This is a genomic window from Streptomyces sp. NPDC102441 (assembly GCF_044765585.1).
Taxonomy (GTDB): domain Bacteria; phylum Actinomycetota; class Actinomycetes; order Streptomycetales; family Streptomycetaceae; genus Streptomyces.
Genome location: NZ_JBIWKH010000001.1, coordinates 361,771 through 382,428 on the forward strand (window position 1 = coordinate 361,771; position 20,658 = coordinate 382,428).

Annotated in this window: 17 protein-coding genes; 10 read left to right on the forward strand and 7 right to left on the reverse strand. The window is 71.9% G+C overall.

Going from position 1 to position 20,658, the window contains the following annotated elements; all coding sequences use genetic code 11:
• Positions 1-185 precede the first annotated feature (185 nt).
• Positions 186-1,475, reverse strand: a complete 1,290-nt coding sequence (locus ACIREO_RS01660) for a haloacid dehalogenase-like hydrolase (protein WP_404103488.1) — start codon at positions 1,473-1,475, stop codon at positions 186-188.
• Between the two features lie 372 nt (positions 1,476-1,847).
• On the opposite strand from ACIREO_RS01660, the gene ACIREO_RS01665 reads away from it, so the two are divergent.
• The 9 genes from ACIREO_RS01665 to ACIREO_RS01705 all read left to right on the forward strand — a co-directional run bounded on the left by ACIREO_RS01665 (position 1,848) and on the right by ACIREO_RS01705 (position 12,539).
• On the forward strand, positions 1,848-2,567 hold the full coding sequence (locus ACIREO_RS01665) for an IclR family transcriptional regulator (RefSeq protein WP_404103491.1): 720 nt from the start codon (positions 1,848-1,850) through the stop codon (positions 2,565-2,567).
• 352 nt (positions 2,568-2,919) lie between these two features.
• The gene (locus ACIREO_RS01670; RefSeq protein ID WP_404103493.1) at positions 2,920-4,680 is read left to right on the forward strand and encodes a hypothetical protein; all 1,761 of its coding nucleotides are present in this window, start codon (positions 2,920-2,922) and stop codon (positions 4,678-4,680) included.
• Positions 4,677-5,522, forward strand: coding sequence for a hypothetical protein (locus ACIREO_RS01675; protein ID WP_404103496.1), 846 nt, complete (start codon positions 4,677-4,679; stop codon positions 5,520-5,522). Before ACIREO_RS01670 ends, ACIREO_RS01675 begins: the two co-directional genes overlap by 4 nt.
• Positions 5,519-6,529 carry a membrane dipeptidase gene (locus ACIREO_RS01680; RefSeq protein ID WP_404103498.1) on the forward strand — a complete coding sequence of 337 codons (1,011 nt, stop codon included), beginning with the start codon at positions 5,519-5,521 and terminating at the stop codon, positions 6,527-6,529. The genes ACIREO_RS01675 and ACIREO_RS01680 overlap by 4 nt, the downstream gene beginning before the upstream one ends.
• A gap of 162 nt (positions 6,530-6,691) precedes the next feature.
• Positions 6,692-8,341, forward strand: coding sequence for an ABC transporter substrate-binding protein (locus ACIREO_RS01685; protein ID WP_404103501.1), 1,650 nt, complete (start codon positions 6,692-6,694; stop codon positions 8,339-8,341).
• A 4-nt stretch (positions 8,342-8,345) separates the two neighbouring features.
• Positions 8,346-9,467: an ABC transporter permease gene (locus ACIREO_RS01690; RefSeq protein ID WP_404103503.1), complete on the forward strand. Its 1,122-nt coding sequence runs from the start codon at positions 8,346-8,348 to the stop codon at positions 9,465-9,467.
• Positions 9,464-10,351 carry an ABC transporter permease gene (locus tag ACIREO_RS01695; protein WP_404103506.1) on the forward strand — a complete coding sequence of 296 codons (888 nt, stop codon included), beginning with the start codon at positions 9,464-9,466 and terminating at the stop codon, positions 10,349-10,351. Before ACIREO_RS01690 ends, ACIREO_RS01695 begins: the two co-directional genes overlap by 4 nt.
• The gene (locus ACIREO_RS01700) at positions 10,351-11,523 is read left to right on the forward strand and encodes an ABC transporter ATP-binding protein (RefSeq protein WP_404103509.1); all 1,173 of its coding nucleotides are present in this window, start codon (positions 10,351-10,353) and stop codon (positions 11,521-11,523) included. Before ACIREO_RS01695 ends, ACIREO_RS01700 begins: the two co-directional genes overlap by 1 nt.
• A complete protein-coding gene (locus ACIREO_RS01705; protein WP_404103512.1) occupies positions 11,520-12,539 on the forward strand; it encodes an ABC transporter ATP-binding protein in 1,020 nt (339 codons plus the stop codon). Before ACIREO_RS01700 ends, ACIREO_RS01705 begins: the two co-directional genes overlap by 4 nt.
• Positions 12,540-12,583: 44 nt before the next feature.
• Here the strand turns inward: ACIREO_RS01705 and ACIREO_RS01710 are convergent, their stop codons facing one another.
• The 6 genes from ACIREO_RS01710 to ACIREO_RS01735 all read right to left on the reverse strand — a co-directional run bounded on the left by ACIREO_RS01710 (position 12,584) and on the right by ACIREO_RS01735 (position 19,778).
• Positions 12,584-14,005 carry an MFS transporter gene (locus ACIREO_RS01710; protein ID WP_404103515.1) on the reverse strand — a complete coding sequence of 474 codons (1,422 nt, stop codon included), beginning with the start codon at positions 14,003-14,005 and terminating at the stop codon, positions 12,584-12,586.
• 53 nt (positions 14,006-14,058) lie between these two features.
• Positions 14,059-15,030: a dipeptidase gene (locus ACIREO_RS01715; protein ID WP_404103517.1), complete on the reverse strand. Its 972-nt coding sequence runs from the start codon at positions 15,028-15,030 to the stop codon at positions 14,059-14,061.
• A 3-nt stretch (positions 15,031-15,033) separates the two neighbouring features.
• Positions 15,034-15,720: a hypothetical protein gene (locus ACIREO_RS01720; RefSeq protein ID WP_404103520.1), complete on the reverse strand. Its 687-nt coding sequence runs from the start codon at positions 15,718-15,720 to the stop codon at positions 15,034-15,036.
• Positions 15,717-17,459, reverse strand: coding sequence for a hypothetical protein (locus ACIREO_RS01725; protein WP_404103522.1), 1,743 nt, complete (start codon positions 17,457-17,459; stop codon positions 15,717-15,719). The genes ACIREO_RS01720 and ACIREO_RS01725 overlap by 4 nt, the downstream gene beginning before the upstream one ends.
• A gap of 86 nt (positions 17,460-17,545) precedes the next feature.
• Positions 17,546-18,274 carry an IclR family transcriptional regulator gene (locus ACIREO_RS01730; protein ID WP_404103525.1) on the reverse strand — a complete coding sequence of 243 codons (729 nt, stop codon included), beginning with the start codon at positions 18,272-18,274 and terminating at the stop codon, positions 17,546-17,548.
• 391 nt (positions 18,275-18,665) lie between these two features.
• Positions 18,666-19,778, reverse strand: a complete 1,113-nt coding sequence (locus ACIREO_RS01735) for an ABC transporter substrate-binding protein (protein WP_404103528.1) — start codon at positions 19,776-19,778, stop codon at positions 18,666-18,668.
• A gap of 81 nt (positions 19,779-19,859) precedes the next feature.
• Between ACIREO_RS01735 and ACIREO_RS01740 the strand changes: the two genes are divergently transcribed.
• The gene (locus ACIREO_RS01740) at positions 19,860-20,633 is read left to right on the forward strand and encodes an SDR family NAD(P)-dependent oxidoreductase (RefSeq protein ID WP_404103531.1); all 774 of its coding nucleotides are present in this window, start codon (positions 19,860-19,862) and stop codon (positions 20,631-20,633) included.
• Positions 20,634-20,658: the final 25 nt, after the last annotated feature.

The window sequence follows — 20,658 nt, forward strand, 5'->3', positions numbered from 1 at the left end:
AATAAGGCTCCGCCTACACGCGATTCCATGGTGTGTCCCCCTGTGCGATCGGTGCACTGATGTAGCGATGGCGGGCCTCACGCTAGTGACGCCCGCCATCCGTCGCGGGGGACTGCGATGTCTTTGGCCGACATACGAAGGGTGTCTGGCCGACGACGGCCCGGCCGCTGCCAGGGGGCGGGAGGTCAGTACACCGTGTCCTGCTGATCCGGTACGACGCTGCCGTCGCCACGCCGCAAGGGGCCGAAGCCGCCGGCGGGCTCGTTGTAGGCGGCGGTCGCGCAGGGGTAGGCCGTGGCCTTGCGGGGCAGCGGCTCGATGAACATCGGATTCACGACCCAGCGGCCGTCGGCGTTGTCGTAGGCGCGGCACATCACCTCGTTCTTGTTGCGGTTGAGCACGAGGTGCGCGCCGGTGGCGTCACCGACGAACGTCACATCGGTGTCGGCGTCACCGCCGCCGAGCGCGATCCGCCGGTCCGGGGCCTGCTTGTGCCAGGCGGCCCTGCCCTCGATCCCGTAGATCTCCTGGTTGATCCAGCACCGCTTGCCGTCGATGTACGGGATGGCCTCGCCCTCGGTGTTCCCCACCCCGCCGCAGCCCTCGTTGCTGGTCGTGATGCGGCCCTTGCCGTCGAGTACGGAGCGGATGGCGACGGTGTGGGCCCGGTCGATGCCGATGTCGCGCGACCAGACCTCGGTGACCGGCTCGGAGCCCGCCGAGACGATCCAGACGTCGAACCCGGCCTTCTGGAGCGTGCGGACGAGGTCGCGTTGCTGTTCGTAGTAACGGACGTAGGCGGGAAGGACGTGGGTACCGACGGTGCGGGTCGCACCGACAGGCGCGGCGAGGGCCTCCTTGCGGGCGGCCTCCGTGTACGCGCGCAGCTCGGGGACGGTGTGTCCGGCGAACAGCTGGGGCACCCAGGCGTACTGCGGAACGGTACGCCGGTGGTTCCACTCCCCCGCGAAGGCGGCCTCGCCGCTCATCGTGGAGCCGTCCTCACGGATCTGGAGGATCTCGTCGGCGCAGCGGGCGTTGGTCGAGGTGGGCAGGGGCGCTCCCACCTCGACGTCGGTGCCGCAGGCCTCGGTGAGGGCCTTGTCCGCGGTGTCGGTCAGCCACTTGCTGGTGTCCTTCCAGCGGGCCGGCCGCAGGATCTTGTCGTGCCGCAGGGACCAGCTGATGGTGGCGTCGGTGACGTCGTTCTTGGTGATGGTGTTGTCCCAGTCGAACGCGGCGACCGGGCGCGGTCCGCCCTTGCCGTGGCAGGTGCCGCGCTCGTCGATCACGCGCTGCAGCTGGGCGCGGTTGTCGCCGTACCAGGTGAGTTCTTCAGAGAGTTGGGGGCAGTGGGCCGTCGGCGTCACGGACGCGCGAGCGGCCGGGGCTGCGGCCACCGGGCCGGCTGCTGCCGCGACCGAGAGTGCGGCGGCCACGGCCGAGGTCCACGCGAGAACGAGTCGGTTACGCATGTGAGTGGACCGTACATCAATGTCTCCGCGATGTTGAGGGACGCGCGCACCGGGTCACCGGCCCCGAAGGACATGTGCTGTACGTCTACTTCCCCGGGCCCCGGCAGCACGGACGACGTCGCACTGCGCGGACTCGCCTGAGCCGTCTCCCTATGGAAGACAGGCGCAGGCCACGCGTCACCCCGGCCGGATTCTCATATTCGTAAGCCAATGGCGACAACGACAGTGGAATCCAAGGTAAACGTCGGCAATCGTCACACCTGATGGTGCGTCTGATGTTTTTCTTCTGGCGACCATTGACGGTCCGGCGAGTGCGGTGTTTAAGTGACGCATCTCGATCGGAGACAGTGTCCTCTTATAGGAGACAGCACCTTGGCCACCCAGATACTCACCTCCTCGCTCAAGACGCTGGAGGTCCTCGCCGCCCTGGCCGACGAGCCGCAGGGCGTGGGTGTCTCCGAGCTGGCCCGTCGCACAGGTGGCAGCCGGGGCTATGTGCACCGGCAGCTGGTGACGCTGTGCGCCGGCGGCTGGGCCGAGCAGGCGGAGGACGGGACCTACCGGCTCAGCCTCCGTGTCTCCAGGCTCTCCGACGCCGCGTTCGCCCAGGCCGGGCTAGGCCACCGGGCCACCGCGGCGATGGAGGAACTGGCCGCTCTGATCGACGAGACGGTGTCGCTGGCCGTCCTCGACGGCGACTCGGCGCGGATCGTGCAGCGGGTCGAGGTCGACCGACTGCTGCGCGTCGACTCCCGCATCGAGGCACGGATGCCGATCTCGGACACCGCGTCCGGCCGGGTGCTCACCGCCTGGGCGCTGCCGCACGATCTGGACGCGCTGCGCGATGCGGGAGTATCCACCGCCGGTGACGCGGAGTTGGAGCGTATCCGGGGCCTCGGCTACGCGATCTCGCTGCCGAACCGGCTGGAGCCGACGGTCGCCGTGGCGGCCCCGGTCTTCGACGCCAGGCGCCGGGTGATGGCGGCTCTGTCCGTGGTGGGCCCGATGGTCCGCTTCGACGCCGAGGATGCCGCGGCCGACGCCGTGGCCTGCGCGGCTCGTGTCACCAAGATCGTCTCCGGGAGCAGGTGACCGCCGCCGTCCGACACCCCGCCACCGGGCCCTGACCCGGACCCCGTCCGCACCCACCCGCACGGTCCCGGCCCTCGTCCGCCCGGACACGGCACCCCGGCGCCGCCGCCCCCGACCGGGGCGTGCCCCGCCGCGCCGCCACCCCGCGCACCACCCTCGCGACCGGACCTCACCCCCTGCCGGCCGTGCCCTCCGTGAATCCCCATGCCTGGCCCCGGGCTGCCCCGACGCCCTGCCAGGCCCGCACCAGCTCTGTCGCCCCACGGCAGCCGGACCACCGGCCCCGCCGGCGACGGCCGCCGCTCCCCCGCGGCGGCACCGCACCGCGTGACGCGCACGAAAGGAACCATCCGTGGCACCACAGCCCAGCCCGGCCGGGCCCGCCGGCCGGCCTGCCGCCGAGATCATGACCTCGGCCGCCCTCTCCTCCCTGCAGGCCGGGCGCCTCTCGTCGGCCCGCTCCCTGGTCAACCGGATGCTTCGTGAGAACTGGCGCGTCGAGCGCCGCTCGCTGACCGTCGGGGCGGACGGCAGCGGCGAGGCCGTCTACCGCATCCACACCGCGGACCGCGTGATGGACTTCGTGGCCTTCGCCTTCCCGCCCTCGTCGCAGGAGCGCACCCTGCGCATCTTCGACCTCGGCTGGGACATGATGGGCGCCCTCCTCGACGGCCCCGCCACGGCCGAGGACGTCGAGCACACCCGCAACGAGATGCCGCGCCTCTACCACGGCCGTGCCACCGGGCACACACTCACCTGGTGCCGCGCCAACCGCTCGCTGCGCGTCTTCGAGCACGTCGTGGAGGCGCTGGCCGCGGGGCGGCAGCCCGACACCGTCGCGCTCGCCCGTGTCGGCTATCTGATGCGCAACATCGGTCTCGACGGCAACGGCACCTTCGGCACCCGCACCTTCCTGGCGTACGGCGACGACCACCCGCTCGCGGTGCCGTACCACGCCCAGTTGCTGTCCGCCTACATGATGCGCGAGCTGAGCGCCGACCTGGTCGAGGCGCTGGCCGCCCGCCGCTCGGACACGGCCGTGGCCCTCGACCCGCAGGTACGCCGCTTCCTCGGCGTCGGCAACAGTTCCGCGCTCGGCCTGGTCCTGTGGGTCGGCAACCATCCGGTGCTGGTGGACCGCTGGATCTCGCTGCGCGAGCAGGCCCTCGCCCATGCCCGCGGTCTCGCGGCCGCACCCGGTTCCGGCGTGGCGGACACGCTGGTCGCCCTGCTGGAGCGGGCCGCTCTCTACCAGAGCGAAGACGTCAACGAGTACACCTGCTTCACCCCCGCCGAGCGGATCGTCGCCGACCTCCGACGCGTGCTCGACGCCATCCCCCTACGCGCCGCCGCGGCCGGGGCGGACGGCCGGGTGCCCACGGTGGCGGAGCTGGTCGACGGCGTCGAGGACGTCTGCGACGAAGCCGCCGAGGTGATCAACTCCGTACTCACCGAGCTGGACCCCGAGGAGTCGGACCGGCTCGCGTCGGGACTCACCGTCGACGAGACGTTCCGCCGGGACGGGTCGATGGCCGCCGGTGAGCTGCGCGCGCTGCTCGCCGACCGGTACGCCTGGGCTCTCGCTGTCGACCGCACCGCGCCCGGTGCGGTCGCCAACACCTGGTACAAGTCCCGGTCCGCCGAGGAGCCCCGGTGCGGCGCCACCGCCGAACTGCCCGAGGGCACCGTCGATCTCACCGTGGACGTACCCGGCATGGTCCAGCACCTCGACGGCGTACTCGCCGCCGAGGACCCCGCCCTGCCCGTCGGACGCCTCCTCGCACGCCGCCCCGAACTGCGGGGAGGCGTCGAGCGCCTCCAGTCCCTCGCCGGGCATGCGTACGCCGTACCGCACACCAACATCCGTGACGCCGGCTTCGTGCCCGCGCGGATCATCCGCCTGGCGAACGCCGCCCTCTACGGCCTGGAACGCACCAAGGACTACCTGGGCCGTGACCTGCGCGGCGTGATCTTCCAGGGCGCCCCCACCGCGGCCGACCTGGGGGCCTCCGACACCGTCGGCCCGTGGTTCTGGCCCGCCGTGCCACGCCCCACCGACACCGTCGTCCTCGACGCACCCGCACCCGCCCCCTCGAACGGAGCCGCCCGATGACCTCCGCCACGCTCACCAGCGGCACCGGGAGTGCCGCCGACCGCCTCGGCCGCACCTGGCACAACGCCTCCGACGCCGAGACCCTGCGCCTGTCGCTGCGCGAACTGCGGCTCGTCACCGAGCGGCTGCTCCAGGCCCAGGGCCTGGCGCTCGGCGCCGTACACGCCGTACGCGATCTGGTGCTGCACGCCCAGGCCGCCGGGCTGCCCGCGCTACAGTTCCTCGCCGAGGGGCTCAGCGCCGCCGACCGTGACGGCTCGGGCCGGGTGGAGATCGCCGCCGAGACCCCGGACGCGCTCGTGGTCGACTGCCTCGGCCAGAGCGCCCTGGTCGTCGCCCCGGCACTGCTCGACCTGCTCCAGGCCGTACCCGGGGAGCGGGTCACCCTGTGGGCCGGGCGCGTCGAGCGCGCGGGCCTCGCCGCCGTACTGGAGCACCAGGGCACCGACCGGGGTGTCGTGATCACCGTGACCCCCACCGCTCCGGACGCCGCACCGGCCGCCGGTCTGCCCCCGCTGCCCGAGGGGCTGGACGGGGAGGGCGTACTCCTGGTCATGGAGCGCCGCGCACCCGAACTGCCGGACGACTCCGATCTGTTGCGGCTGATGTCACTCGTCGGTTCGCTTCCCGCGGCCCGCGCGGTACGCACCGGGGTGGAGACCCCCGCCGCCCTGTGGTGGTCGCTGTTCGAGGACTCCGCGCACGCGCTGTCCACGGAGTCGGTGACCTCCCTCAAGCACGCCGGCGCGACCGCCGTCGACGAGAACGGCGTGATCGAACCCGACCTCACCGACGACGTGGACTTCGTCGGCGGCACGGCCAAGAACGAGGAGCAGCGATGAACATCGACGGACTCGAGTGCGGCGTCTTCAACCGGACGGTCTTCGAGGAGCTGCGCGCGGGGCGCGTGGACTGCGTGACCAACACCATCGCGTTCTGGGAGAACGCGGCGGAGACCATGCAGGCGCTCGCCGACTGGTACGGCATGGAACGCGACAACGCCGACCTCATACGGATCGCGTACTCCACGGCCGACATCGAGACGGCTGCCGCCGAGGGCCGCACCGCCGTCCTCATGGGGACCCAGAACGCCTCCCCGATCGAGGACCGGCTCGACAACATCGAGCTCTTCGCCCGCATGGGCCTGCGGGTCATGCAGCTCACCTACAACATCCAGAACACCCTGGGCGCGAGCTGCTACGAGACCACCGACGCCGGTCTGACCCGCTTCGGCCGCAACGCCGTCGAGGAGATGAACCGCTGCGGTGTCCTCGTCGACTGCTCGCACGTGGGCGACCGGACCTCGTACGACGCCGTCCACGCCTCGGCGGTCCCGGTCGCGATCAACCATGCCAATCCGCGCGAGTTCTTCGACCACGCCCGCAACAAGCGGCCCGAGGTCATCGACGCGCTCGCGGAACGGGGCGGGGTCCTCGGCCTGACGATGTATCCGAACATCGCCGGCGAGTGGAGCGAGACCGTCGGCAGCTGGTGCGAACTGGTCGCCCGCACCGTGGAGCGGATCGGCGTCGATCACGTCGGGGTCGGTTCCGACCTCGGGCGCTTCCTCACCGAGGAGCACATGGTGGAGATGCGCAAGGGCCACTGGACGCGCGGGCCCGAGTACGGGGCGGGCAAGCCGGGACAGTCGCCGGTCGTCCCGGACCCGGAGTGGTTCGAGACGTCGGCCCAGTTCGGCAACATCCCCGACGGGCTCGCCAAGGCCGGCTTCTCACCCGCCGAGGTCGAGAGGCTGTGCGGCGGCAACTGGCTGCGCCTGTACCGGCAGACCATCGACGTGGACCTCCAGGGCGGCCCGCCGGCCGTACCCGTGACCGCCTCGGCCTGACCGACCGGCCCGGCGGCGGACCCCCCGCCCCCGCCGGGCCGCCCCGGGCCCACACGCCGAGGGCACCCGCCGTACGCACCCGGTGCGAGCCCCGCCCCGGGACGCCACCCAGGAGTGACTTCCCCGCCTCCTCCCTGCCCGTCTCTCCGAGCGGAGACCCCGATGACCCACCGCTTCAGCAGTCCACCGGCGGGCGCCCTGCCGCCCCGGCCCCGGCGGCGCACCCTCGCCGCCCTCGCCCTGGCCGCCGTGCTGACGGCCTCGCTCACCTCCTGCGCGACCGCGGGCGTGTCCGTCGAGGCCGCGCGCCACACCCTCGTCGTCGACACGGCCTTCAACGCCAAGTCCATCGACCCGGCCCGCGTCTACCAGCCCACCGACTACCTCGTCGACCACGCCCTGTACGAGACGCTGACCACCTACCGTGGCGACGACCTGCGTACCCCCGTGCCCGGTCTGGCCACGTCGTGGTCCAACTCCGAGGACGGGCAGTCCTGGACGTTCACCCTCCGGAGGAACGCCAGCTTCTCCGACGGGTCCCCCGTCGAGGCGAGCGACGTCGCCTTCTCCTTCGACCGGCTGCGTCACGTCGACGCCAGTCCCGCCTATCTGATGGCCGGGCTCTCGGTCGAGGCCAAGGGCGCGCGGACCGTGGTTCTCACCACCGAGACCCCTCGTGCCGATGTGCCCGCCATGCTCGCCACCCCGCAGTTCGGGGTGCTCAACGCCGACGCGGTACGCGCGCACGGCGGCACCGACGCGAAGAACGCGGTCACCGAGGACTCGGCCGAGGCCTGGCTGAACAGGGCGTCGGCCGGATCGGGGCCGTACCGGCTGAAGAGTTACAGCAACTCCTCGCAGATCGTCCTGGAGACCAACCCGGAGTACGCCGGTGACGCACCGGCGTACCCCAGGGTGATCATCCGGAACGTGCCCTCGGCACAGCAGCAGCTGCTCGGCGTGCAGTCCGGTGACTCGCAGATCGCCCTCGACATCTCGGCGCTGCAGACCAAGGGCCTGCACGGCGACAACCTCACCGTCGACAACAGCCAGGCGGCAGAAGTCCTTTACCTCGCGGTCAGCCGCGAGAAGAACCTCCCCACCGCTTCCGCCGACGTCCAGAGGGCAATCCGGCTCGGCATCGACTACGAGGGTCTCGTCGAAATCGCCGGACCCGGCTCCACCCAGGCCACCGGCATCCTGCCGACCGTCTTCACCGGGGGCCTCGGCAAGGAGGACGCCGCCGCGTACGACCCCCGGGCGGCCCGCGCCCTCGTCGAGAAGGCCAAGAAGGAACAGGGCCTGAAGAAGATCGAGCTGACCCTCGACTACGCCAGTGACTACCACCGGCTGGCCGGCCTCGACTACGGCGTGATGGCCCAGCGCGTCCAGAGCGACCTGGGGAAGATCGGGATCACCGTCACGCTCCGGCCCTCGCCGACGTCGACCTCCCTGCAGCGGTACGTGGACGGCAAGACGCAGCTCGCCCTGTGGTCCTACCCGCCGGACTATCTCGACCCGCAGAACGTCCTCGGCTTCGCGCCCGGCGACTTCCTCTCCAAGCGGGTGCACTGGCCCGCGAAGGCCGCTCCCGGACTCGCCGCCCTCACGAAGAAGGCGTACGCCTCGGTCGACGAGCAGGACCGGCTCGCCGCCTACACGGCGTGGAACCGGGCGATGAACGAGGACGGTCCCTTCGTCCCGCTGCTGGAACCGAACTTCGTGACCGTCGCCTCGTCCGAGGTCACCGGACTGGTCCGCAACCCGCTCTACTACCTCGATCTGGCCTCGCTCGGCCGCTCGGAGGGGTGAACACATGACCGACACCGCCCCCGGCACGGCCCTCGCCGGACCGGCCCCCGCACCGGCGGGCCCACCGGCTCCCGTGAAGGACACGCCCCGCGCCCGCCGCAGGATGCCGCCCCTGGCGGCGTACGCCCTGCGCCGCGTCGCGTCCTCGGTGCTGATCGTCTTCGGCGTCACCCTGGTGACGTTCCTGCTCAGCTCCGTCGTCCCGGCGGACCCGGCCACCGCCAACCTCGGCCAGCGCGCCCTCGACGATCCCGGGATCGTCGCCCGCTACCGCGCCGACCAGGGCCTCGACCGGTCACTGCCCGTGCAGTACGCCTCCTACCTCGGCAACCTGCTCACCGGGGACCTGGGTACCTCGCAGCAGACGCAACGCCCGGTCCTCGACGACCTCGCCGAGAAGCTGCCCGCCACTCTTGAACTGGTCGTCGTCGCCACCGTGATGGCCATCGTCATCGGTGTGCTCTTCGGCGTACTCGCCGCGAAGGGGCGCGGCGGACGCCTCGACCGGATCTCCCGCACCCTGTCGCTCACCGGGGTCTCCCTGCCGACCTTCTGGATCGGGATGGTCGCCGCCGTGCTGTTCGTCAAGAACCTCGGCATCCTGCCCGGCTCCGGGCGGCTCGCCCCCGCCCTCGATCCACCGAAGCAGATCACCGGCTTCTACACGGCCGACGCGCTCCTGGCCGGCGACCTGGGCGCCTTCGCCTCGGCCGCCGCCCATCTCGTCCTGCCCGCCTCGGTCCTCGCCCTGTCCGTCATCGGCATGGTGCTGCGCTTCACCCGCAGCGCCGTGCTGGAGTCGCTGTCGTCCGACTTCGTCAAGGCCGGGCGCGCCAAGGGACTTCGCGGACGCGGTGTCCTGTGGGGCTACGCGGTGCGCTCGGCGTCCGGCCAGCTGATCACCGCCACCACCCTCTCCTTCAGCCTGCTGCTCGCCGCGACCGTCTACATCGAGCAGCAGTTCTCCTGGAACGGCATCGGCCAGTACGCCTTCCGCAGCTCGACCAACCTCGACCTGCCCGCCGTGATGGGCGTGTCCATCCTCATCGCCCTGGTCTTCGTCGTGGTCAACCTGGTCGCCGACCTGCTGTACGCCGCCTTCGACCCGAGGATCCGCCTCTCATGACCGCCACCCTCACCCCGGTCACCGCACCGGGCCGCCGTACGGGAGCGGTGGCCGGCGCCTGGCGCTGGGCGCGCCGCAACCCCGCACAGGGCGTCGCCGTCGGCGTGCTGCTCCTGTGGCTGATCGTCATCCTCCTCGCCCCCGTGCTCGCCCCGTACGACCCTCTCGACCAGGGCGCGGTGCCCCTCGAAGGCGCGTCGTCCGCGCACTGGCTCGGCACCGACCCCGCCGGGCGCGACGTGCTCTCCCGCGTCCTGTACGGCGCCCGGCTGTCCGTCCCGGTCGGCCTGCTGCTCATCACGGTCACCGCGGTGATCGGCACGGTCGTCGGTCTGGTCGCGGGATTCTTCGGCGGCTGGGTCGACGAGGTCCTGATGCGGATCACCGACGTCGTCTTCGCCTTCCCGGTCATCATCCTGGCGATGGCCGTGGCCGCCTCGCTCGGCCCGTCACTGCCCAACTCCGTCCTCGCGGGCGCCCTCGTCTGGTGGCCCGGATACGCGCGCACCGTGCGCTCCACCGTGCTCTCGCTGCGCGAGTCGGACTTCGTGCACGCCAACCGGCTCGCCGGGGTCGGCTCGGTCCGCTCGATCCTGGTGGACCTGGTGCCCGGCGTCGCCGGCTCGCTGCTCGTCCTCGCCATGCTGGACGTCGGCGGCGCGATCCTGCTGCTCGCCGGGCTGTCCTTCCTCGGGCTCGGTGCCAGGCCGCCGTCCGCCGAATGGGGATCGATGATCTCCGAGGCCTCGCAGTACTTCAACCAGTGGTGGCTCGCGGTCGTCCCCGGCCTCGCCATCGTCACGGTCGTGGTCGCCTTCAACGTACTCGGCGACGCCCTGCGCGACCGGCTCGACCCCAAGCTCTCGACGGCTGGAGAACGATGATGAGTGGGGACAACACCCTCGGCGCGCGCACCCCGCTGGACTCCCGCGCGGGTACGGGCACGGCACGTACTGGTACGACTGGTTCCGGTACGACTGGTTCCGGTACGGCCGTCGAGCCTCTGCTGCACGTACGGGGCCTGACGGTCGCCCTGCCCCGGGCCGGAAGAGATGTCCGGCTCGTCGACGGCGTCGACCTCGACGTCCGTCCCGGCGAGGTGCTCGGTATCGCCGGGGAGTCCGGCAGCGGCAAGACCGTGACCGGCATGACCCTGGTCGGCCTCGGACCCGACCGGGCCTCCGTCACCGGCTCGGTCCGCTTCGACGGCCGGGAACTGGTCGGGCTCCCCGACACGGAGTGGGGGCAGATACGCGGCCGGGACATCGCGGTCGTCTTCCAGGACCCGTCCTCCGCCCTGCACCCGATGCTCACCGTGGGCCGGCAGATCACCGACCATGTCCGCCGCCACCAGGGCATCAGCCGCAAGGAGGCGGCGGCCCGCGCGGCCGAACTGCTCGACCTGGTGCGCATCCCCGGCGGCGCCTCGGCCGCCGCCCGCTACCCGCACCAGTTCTCCGGCGGCATGCGTCAGCGCATTGCCATCGCCTCCGCCCTGGCCTGCGGCCCGCGCCTGCTCATCGCCGACGAGCCGACCACGGCCCTCGACGTGACCGTCCAGGCCGGCATCGTCGAACTCCTCGACGAGCTGCGGCGCGAGACGGGCATGGCCGTCGTCATGGTCACCCACGATCTCGGCGTCCTGTCCTCCATCGCCGACCGGATCTCCGTCTTCTACTCCGGCCGCGTCATCGAGACCGGCACCGTCGGCGAGGTCATCGGCGCCCCCCAGCACCCCTATACCCGAGGCCTGTTGCAGGCCCTGCCGCATGCCTCGCTCGGAGAGCGTTCGGCCGTCGGGCATGCCGTGCCACTGCGCCCCATCCCCGGGTCGGCCCCCGCCGCCGACGCACCGGTACCCGGCTGCCCGTTCCACCCGCGCTGCTCGTCGGCCGTCGAGGGCTGCGACCGGGACCGCCCGGTCCCGGTCCGTATCGGCCCTGCCCGTACGGTCGCCTGCGTGCTGGCCGAGCCCGGCGCCGTCCGGCCGGCCGACGACCCATCGATTCCCGGCCCCGTCCTCGCGGCCGATGCCCCCGCCAGGAGGAAGGCATGACCGTGAACGCCGGCCACCCGGCCGCACCACTGCTCCGCGTCGAGGACGTGGTCGTCGAGTATCCGCGCAAGGGGCTGCCCCCGATGCGCGCCCTGGCCGGGGTCGGCCTGGAGGTCGCCCCCGGTGAAATCGTCGGCATCGTCGGCGAGTCCGGCTGCGGCAAGTCCACGCTCGCCCGTGCCGTCACCGGACTCGCCCCGGCGCACGCGGGCTCGGTCACCTTCGACGGCACTCCGGTCGGTGCCGTGGGGCGGCGTCGGCGCGCCCCCGGCCTGCTGCCGCTGCAGATGGTGTTCCAGGACCCGAACGCCTCGCTCAACCCTCGCCGCACCATCGGCGCGCAGATCCAGGAGGTCGTGGTCGCCCGCGAGCGCGCGCGGGGCGCCAAGCGCGGCCGCCGCGACCCTGAGACCGCACGCGAGACGGTCGAGACGCTGCGCCGGGTCGGCCTTCCGGACGGAGCCGCGGAGAAGTACCCGCATGAGTTCTCCGGCGGGCAGCGGCAGCGGGCGGCGATCGCCCGGGCACTCGCGTCCCGCCCGAAGATGATCGTCGCGGACGAGCCGGTGTCGGCCCTCGACGCCTCCGCGCAGGCCGCCGTGGCGAATCTGCTGCGGGACCTGTCACGCGAGGAGGGCATCGCGCTCGCGTTCATCTCGCACGACCTGGCGGTGGTCGGCGCGCTCGCCGACCGGGTGGTCGTCATGTATCTGGGCCGCATCGCCGAGACGGGCACAGTGGAGCAGATCTTCAACTCGCCCCGCCACCCGTACACACAGGCCCTGCTGGCCGCCGTACCCGTACCGGACGGCACCGGCTCCCGCCCCCAGGCGCTGACAGGCGAGGTCCCCGACCCGGGCAGCCCCCCGCCCGGCTGCCGCTTCCACCCACGCTGCCCGCTCGCCGTCGACCGCTGCCGGACCGACGAGCCGGTTCTGCTGCGGGCGCCGGGGGCGGAGGAGGAATCCGAGGTGGCCTGCTGGGTCGCACAGGCGCGGGAACCGGCCGTGCTCTGACTCACGCGGCGGACCGCCGGCTGTCACCGGAGGCTCCGCCATCGTCAGCCGCCGATGTCCTCGAGGCTGCGGCTGCGCGTCGTGATGCCCATCGTGGCGACGACCGCCACGGCCACGACGATCACGGCGAACAGGAGCAGGAACACCCCGCCGAAGCTCAGACTCGCCGAAGCGGCGCCGAGGATGATGGGCGCGAGGGCGGCGCCGACGCGGCTGAGGATGGCACTCGCCCCTACGCCCGTGCCGCGCAGCCGCGTCGGGTAGACCTCGGGCGTGTACGTGTACAGGGGGGCGTACGCGCCGTTGAGGAAGAAGGCCAGGGCGATGCTGCAGCACACGACCATCGCGTCGTTCACGGCGAAGGCCAGGCCCAGCGAGGAGAGCCCGCCGACGAGCAGGAAGGTGACGATGCTCCATTTGCGGTCCCACCGCTCCGAGAGTGCCGCTGCCGGGAAGTAGCCCGCCACCTGGGCCACTTCGACGAGGATCGTGTATCCGAAGCTCTCCGAGAGCGAGAAGCCGCGCTCCACGAGCAGTGTCGGCAGGAACACCAGGAAGCCGTAGTAGACGAAGCTGAAGCAGAACCACAGGATCCAGAGCAGCGTGGTCTGACGTGCGTACGGGGCCTGCCACAGCGCGGCGAACTGCTGGGCGTAGCCGAGCTGCCGCGCGCCGGTGGTCTGTTGCGGGACGGACACCTCCGGCACTTCGGGCAGCGGCCGGCCCGTGGCCTTCACGACGCGCGCCTCGAGCCGCTCGGTCTCGGCGAAGGCCTCCTCGATACGCCCCCGGGTGGCCAGATAGCGGGGGGATTCCGGCAGTGAGCGCCGCCAGAACACTGCGAGCACGATGGGCAGTCCGACGATCAGCTGGGCGATACGCCAGCCGTCGTCGAAGGCCTGGATGACGAAGAATCCGATGAGCGCGGCCACCACGTACCCGCCGGCGAAGAACGCGGCGAGGGAGCCGACGAAGCGGCCGCGGCCCTTCACGGGGGCGAACTCGGCGAGGTAGGGCATCACGATATTGGCGTTGATGCCGATGGCCACGCCGCCCACCAGCCGGGTGACCAGCAGGAAGACCGCGTCGGGCGAGACCGCGCCGACGATCATGGCGGCGCTGTAGACGGTCATGGACCAGACGAGGAGGTTACGCCGTCCCACCCGGTCGCCCCAGAGGCTGACGGCGATCGCTCCGGCGAAGGCGCCGATGAGGGCGGAACTGCCCAGCAGCCCCTGTTCGAGGCCGCTCAGTGCGAACAGCCCGGTGACGACCGGGAGCAGGAAGGAGACGATCCCGTTGTCCAGCCCGTCGAAGGTGGTGCTGAGGCCGCCCTTCGCCAGGATGCCGCGCTGCACCCGCGTGGAGGGGAGACGGTCGAGGCGGGCCGCGACGAGAGCGGCGGCGTGCTCGGGAGATGCCGGAGCCGGGGTGCGTCCGGCCGTACCGATGGTTCGCGGAGTCATGTGGAGCGCCTTTCGGGTGGGCCCGCCGCACGGGGCGGGCCTGTCTGGTCCGGTCAGGCGTGGCTCAGCACCTGGTGGTAGAAGCGCAGCCAGTTGCCGCCCATCAGCTGGGCGGTCTCGTGCTCGTCGAAGCCGGCGTGGGTGCGCAGGCAGTCGGCGAGGGCGGGGAAGTCGGCGGTTGAGTTCATCCAGGTGACGGGGGCGGCCTTGCCCGGGCGCTTCGGGGACGCCGCGCCGTACTGGACGGTGCGGGTCCAGCGGCCCTTGCGCATCCACTCCAGGTCCGCCTCGCCGCTCCTCCGGCTGAGGTCGGTGCCGATGCCCACATGGTCGAGGCCGACCAGGTCGACGGTGGCGCGCACCATGTCGCACCAGCGCTCGCGCGATTCGGCCCACTCGCCGCTGATGTTGCGGTACGTGGCGAGCCCGATGACGCCTCCGTTGCCGGCCAGCGCCTTCAGCAGCTCGTCGCCCTTGTTGCGCGGGTGGTCCTGCAGGGAGCGGGCGTTGGCGTGGGTGACGGCGACGGGCCTGTCGGAGGCGTCGATCGCGTCCAGCCCGGTCCGCTCCCCCACGTGGGACAGGTCGATGACCATGCCCACCCGGTTCATCTCCTGGACCACCTCGCGGCCGAAGCGGGTCAGCCCGGAGTCGGAAGGGTCGTAACACGAGCCGCCGATGGCGTTCTGGTTGTTGTACGTGAGCTGCATGACGCGCAGGCCCATGGCGTGGAACAGCTCGACGAAGCGGATGCGGTCCTCCAGCGGGGAGGAGTTCTGGGTGCCGAGCAGGACGGCCGTCACCCCGTCGCGGTGGGCCACCTCGATGTCGGCGGCCGTGCGGGCGATGCGTATCAGGTCGGGGTTCTCGCGCTCGAGGTCGAGCCACCTGCCGAGCGCGTCCATGGTCTCGGTGGCGTTCTCCCAGAACGCCAGGGTGGGAGTGATGCAGGACAGGCCACCGGCGCGCAGCTCCAGCAGCACGACACGGTCGTAGTTGCTGCATTCGAGTCCGTCGATGTACATGCGTCAGTTCCCTTCGATGGTGCCGGGGGCGGAAGTGGCGGGCTGCGGCTCGAAGTCCTCGCCGATCTCGCCGACGATGCGTCCGTCGTCGGTGAGGACCGAGCGGCCGGTGTGGTGCCGGGAGAACGCCGAGTCGGGGGTCAGGGCGTCCTGGGAGCGGTGGTAGAGCTCCCACCACACCTCGGGGTCGATGTCCGCACCCTCGTGGAGGACGCGTGCGACGGGACCGGGCTTCTCGCCGGTGCACGGCCCGGCGGGGCGGCAGGTAACCGTGGCGGTCTCCGGGTCCACCGCGAGTTCCACTCCGTACGCCGCTCCTTCGGCGACGAGAACGCTCAGGAGCCGCGGGCGGTGGATGTTCCGGATGTGCAGCCGTGCCGCTCCGTGCCGACGGGTGAGGGCGACGGCCAGGTCGAGCAGGTCCGGTGCCGCCACCAGTGCGTGCCGGCCACGCCCGTCCACCTCGGCGCGTCCGTCCTCGACGGTGCGCCGGCAGACGGCGGTGGCGGTGGCGCGGACGACTTCGGCGTCGTCGCGCAGCACCCGCAGTCCGTCCAGACCGAGGGCCTGCGCCGTGACGAAGGCGTCACGCGCCGCGGGCACGGCGCCGCGCGGCACGCCCAGGGCCCGCAGCAGCCTTCCGGCGACGAGCCGGCACTCGCGCAGGGACACGTTCAGGGTTTCGCTCATGCCTGCTCACTCTCCTTGTCGCGGGCGGCGGTGCGCGGGGCGTTCGTGGGGCGCTGCGGGTAGATCCAGTCGGACGCGCGGTCCGCGGCCAGGTCGGTGCGGGTCGGGGCGCCGTGGAAGAGCAGTCCGAGGACGCTGCGGCCGAGTGCGTCGGCCGTCTTGTCGAGTCCGTGGAAGGCGGCGTTCATGAGCCGGATGACGTGCACCGGCACGAACTCCTCGCCGAGCATGTTCATGTGCGGGGAGTGGTAGCGGCGCCCGGCCAGGCCCTGTACGCGTTGGACGGTGTCCCGCTCGCCCGGACGGTCCGCCAGGAACTCGCCCACCAGGGTGTCGGCGGGCACGCTCTCGAGCGCGCCGGCCAGTCGCTGGATGTCGCCGGGCAGGTCCAGTGCCCACTCCAGCCCTTCGGGGACCTCCTCGGCGGGTCCGCGGCGCGGCTCCTCGGCGTCACGGGACTTGTACCAGCGATAGTGGCGTTCTGCGGGATCGTTCATGTCGTACGCGAACGCCCAGGCGTACTCGCTGCGCAGCCGGCTCAGGAGCTCGCCGACGGGTTGGGCCGGATCGCGCCGTAGCTCCTCGTCGACGGGCTGGTGCTGCAGGAACGCGTCCGTCTCCTCGGGGCGCAGTTCCAGGAGGACGGCGTCATAGACCTCGCGGGCCTCGGTGCAGACCCGCGGTGGCAGTGCGCGCAGCAGGTCGCCGTAGACGGAGCCGGGCACCGGGCTGCACAGTGCCGCGTCCAGCTGTGTCTCCAGGACGTGCAGGCCCTTGGCGATGTCGGAGGCGGGGGTGAAATCCTGGTAGGGGGAGGGGTCGTCCTCGTAGAAGCGGGCGGCGCGGGCGAGGAGTTCGGTGGCGCGGCCGGCTTCGGGGGTGCCGGGTGCGAGCGGGAGGGCGCGGGCGCGCTGGACGGCGAGGGAGCGGAGGGTGAGCCAGCGGTCGAGGAGCGCGGGGTGGGTGTTGGCGAAGAAGACGAGGCCGAGTGCGGAACCGTTGCCGAGGCCGAGGCTGCGTCGCAGCGCGGGATCGAGCCGCACCGACGTGCTGCCGCCCGCGCGGCGGGCCAGGTGCTCGGCGAGGTCGACGGAGAACTCGCGCATCAGATAGGCGGACAGCATCTGCGCCTGGTAGGGGAGGCGCAGCGGGTGGTCGTCCTCGAGGGCCAGGTAGGAGCGGGTGCCGAAGGTGCCGTTGCCGTCGAGGCCGGTGTTGCGCATGAGGTATCCGACGCGCCACAGCTCGTCGGCATCGGGCTGCCGGCCCTCCGCGAGGCGTGCGACGACGTGCTCGAAGAGGCGCAGGCTGCGGTTCGAGCGGCACCACACGAGGGTGCCGGGGGTGGCGCGGCCCGCGTACAGCTTGGGCATCTCCTCGCGGGTGCGGCGCAGTTCCTCCTCGCCGGTCTCGCCCTCGACGAGGGCGCCCATCATGTCCCAGTCGGTGCCGATGATGCGGCCGGTGCGCCCTTCGAGCTTGGGCTCGAAGGAGTAGACGAGGAAGTCGATGACGTGCCCGGGGGTGCGTACGCGGTACACCGCCTGGCCCCGGGCGCGTTCGTCGATGTCGAAGCGGACGATCTCGACGGACCAGCGTTCGCGGCTCATCCGGTGGAGGAGGGAGCGGCTGGCGCTGAGGCGGGTCGGGGGCAGGGTCGCCAGCCGTTCGGGCTGCATGAGGTCGTCCGGATCGGGCAGCGGGGCGGACCCCAGGTTCGACTCACTTAGCGTGAGCATGTCATTCCTTTCTTCGGGTGGGCCGTTGAAGGCGCCCACGGGGGAGGGACATGACCGCGCCCCGGTGAGGGGCGGTGCGAGCGGCGTCAGCCGCCCCAGGCGTCCGGCGGCCCACCGGTGCTGACCGTCAGCCGCCCGAGGTCGGCCGCGGCGGCGGCGAGTGCGTCCCGTACGTCCATCGGGTCGAAGCGGGTCTCGGGGCCGATGGCGCACAGCGCGACGGCCGGCCGGCCCGTGCGGCCCCGGAGGGGGAAGGCGATCCCGGCGAGTCCGTCGCTGGAGCCCGGCGGGATGAGCGCGTACCCCGCAGCGCGAATCTCGGCGCACTCCCCCTCCGTGGGCACGGGCACGCCGCGCCCACGCAGGGCGTCGACGTCCTCCGGGTCCGCGTACGCGATGAGGACCCGGCCGGTGGCGCCCGTGAGCAGGGACATCCGGCGACCGAGGGCGAGCGTGACATGCGCCGTCGTCCCGGGGTCGGCCCGCTTGACCACCCGGGCGGCGTCGTCGTCGAGCACGGCCAGGCAGACCGAGTGGCCGATGTCCGCGGCCAGTTCAACCAGGAGACCCGAGACCCGCTCGCCGAATCCGGCGTGCTGGAGTGCGGCGTGACCGAGATGGGCCGCCTTCACCGTGAGCTGATAGGCCCCGTCCGGCAGCTTCTCCATCCAGCCCGCCGCCACCAACGTGACCAGATGGCGGTGCACTTCGGAGCGGGTGGCGCCCAGTTCCGCGGCCAGCAGGGCGACGCGTACGGGCTCGGAGGACTCCCCGACCTCGTCCAGGAGCCGGAGGAGTTTCAGCGCCGAACTCATCGGCCGCGTCGCCTTGTCTGTCATATATTCTGTGACACCATCCTGCATTGTGTGACTACGTGCTCGGATTATTGCCACCCGCTCCGGGCACGGTCAAGAGGTGTGCGGAACGGCGCGAGGAGGGCATCGCGCTCGCGTTCATCTCTCACGGCCTCGGCTCCGACGGCGCCACCTGTGCCTGAACGCCTCTTATGGCCGCCCCTCCGCTCCGGTTGAACACGTCCGACGGGCCAGGGGCTGGCCGGCACCTCGCCGGCGCCCCGGCCCTCAAGGCGGTCTTCTCCGTCCCCGACGGCTGGCCAAGGAAGCCGGACAGCTCGCCTGGGACGGGCCCCGCAAGCCGGTGGAGGTCTTCGTCGCGGGCCGGTCGGCCGCCGGGGCCTCCGCGCCCTCAGCCGGTGTGAAGGATCCGGAAGCGACCGGGTTCCGCCGGATCCCGGTCGACGACCTGGACCGGCGCCCGGAGCCACTGCCGGACGCTGATGCCTGGTGTGCGGGAGAACTGGATCCTCCCTCGGGTGCCTTCGACCGCGACATGCGACCAGGAGTCGGCAGTGCGTGCCCGGTCCGCGCCGCGAGAACGCAGCACATCGGCGAGGACGGCGACCGTGTCATAGCCCTCGAAGGCCACGAAGGAGGGCGCTTCGGCCAGCCGCTCGACCAGGGCCGTCCTGATGCGGGTGCCGAGCGGGCCGAGGCGCTCGGGCAGGTAGCGAAGGAACGGGACCGCAGCACCGTCGCCGCCCAGCAGTTCCGCCCATTCGGCGAACTCCGGCTGCCCGGCCGGAGCACCGATCATCATCTCGGTGAGGCGCTGGTCTCGGCGTACGGCCCTGACGACCGGCACCGCCGGATCCGGGTGGCCGACCAGTAGAAGGAGCGCCGTCGCACGGGTGCCGACAAGTTCGTCGCAGACATCGGTGGAGCTGAGCTCGCGCATGTCGAGTTCGACGACGGTGCCACCGCGTGGAGCGATATGGTCCCGCAGGATGCGGGCCCCGGACGCCCAGTAGACGCTCGGCTCGGCCGCTACGGCGATTCGGCTGTGGCCCGCGCTGAGGAGGAAGTCCGCGTAGATCCGCCAGCCGTGGGACTGCGCAGGGGCGAGGCGGGCGACCCATCGCGTCGGATGTTCGGTGAGCGCGTCGAGAACCGCCGACGAGCAGAGGTACGGCAGGCCGAGAGCGTCGGCTCTGGTGGCGGCGGCGCGGGCGACGACGCTGTGATACTCCCCCGCCAGGGCTGCCACCCCCAGACTGGCCAGTTCGTCCACGGCCGCCGCGGCCCTGCGCGGATCAGCCGCGGTGTCCCGGACCACCAGCTCCAGTGGTCTTCCGGCGATCCCTCCGACGTCATTGACCTCGCGAACGCCCAGCTCCATTCCGGCGAGCAGGTGCCGGCCCGCCTCGGCCCAGCCGGGCCGCGTGAGCGGGACGAGCGCGCCGATCCGGACGGACGGCCCGTCAGCTCGTTTCGTCGCAGGTGGTGATGGTGGCGTGTTCATACGCTGGCGTCTCTCGTGCGGAGTTGTGACCGGACAACTTAGGAGTGTTCCCCAGGAGCCTCAAGGGCGTTTACTCGCCCCATGACTGACACGAATGGAATGCTGGCCGGCAGGACCGTCATGATCACGGGTGCGTCGAGCGGTATCGGGGAAGCGGCCGCCCGCCTGTTCGCCGCCGAGGGAGCGGCGGTCCTGCTGATGGCCCGCCGGGAGGACGTACTGAAGCAACTTGCCCAGGACATAACGGACTCGGGCGGCCGTGCGGCGTTCAGCACGGGCGACGTCTCGGTCGCCGAGGACGTACAGCGCGCCGTGGAGGCGGCCCAGGAGCACTTCGGCGGCCTGGACGCCGCCTTCAACAACGCGGGCTTCTCCGGCGCCGACCTGTCCCCGCTGCACGAGCTCGACCAGGAGATCTTCGACCGCACGATGGCCGTCAACGTCAACGGCACCTGGAACTGTCTGCGCTACCAGATCCCCGTGATGCTCGAAGCGGGCAAGGGCGCGATCGTCAACACGTCCAGCGCCGCGGCCATGCGGGCCACCGGGGCCCCCGTCCCCTACGTCGCCGCGAAGCACGCGGTACTCGGCATGACCAGGGCGGCGGCGGCCGAGTACGCGCCGTACAACATCCGCATCAACACGCTCGTCGTCGGTACCACCCGAACGGACATGATCGAGCAGGCGGTGGAGGCCTACCCGGAGTTGGGTGACGCCTTCGTCGCCCACCACATGCAGAAGCGCATGGCGGAGCCCGTCGAGATCGCCCAGGCGGCCCTGTGGCTGTGCAGCGACCGCGCTTCCTTCTCCACGGGGTCGGCACTGGCCGTGGACGGCGGGTGGACGGCCGGCTGAACCGAAGGGTGCGACCCTCTCCCCT